At 45.6% G+C, this 507-nt stretch carries 1 protein-coding gene; it reads left to right on the top strand.

Going from position 1 to position 507, the window contains the following annotated elements:
- Positions 1-30 precede the first annotated feature (30 nt).
- Positions 31-507 (top strand): hypothetical protein (locus tag Q5762_RS37040; protein WP_315896708.1); only part of this gene is annotated, 477 nt, incomplete at its 3' end.

The raw sequence follows: 507 nt of genomic DNA, 5'->3' as shown, positions 1-507 counted from the left end.
ATCGTGGCTACAACTGCGGATGCATCAATAATGAGATACCTAGTTGGATTGATTGGCCTTGGTTGTTTAACTCTTATCTACTGGCAATGGTCAAGTCAACCATCCGCTGCCGAATCTACCACACTTGTCAGTCAAAAAATTGAACCATCAACAATGGCCGTAACGCTGGGTTTATCACCGCGCTCACGCCAAGAAGAGATGATTGAACTTCAACTAAGCCATGAGCTCAACATGGTGATTAATCTGGATCCTAAGCAACCTGTCTTGGAGGCAACGCCATCAGAGAGCGTTACGCAGCCAGTTAACGATGAGAATCTGACGATTGAAGAATTTCATTCACTAACAGATCGCCAGAGAAGAGATATTACCAAGACGGCCCCAGACACGACTCAAAATCGCCCTCCTCATATTAACCAAACCTACTATGAGCAGCTTCAGCAACAGATCGCTGTTTGGGTATTACCACACGGCAGCGCGATCCATTATTCCGTTGCTATTGAACCTTTA

Source organism: Streptomyces sp. P9(2023) (assembly GCF_032436795.1).
Lineage (GTDB): Bacteria > Actinomycetota > Actinomycetes > Streptomycetales > Streptomycetaceae > Streptomyces.
This window is presented reverse-complemented; position numbering and strand designations above follow the sequence as displayed.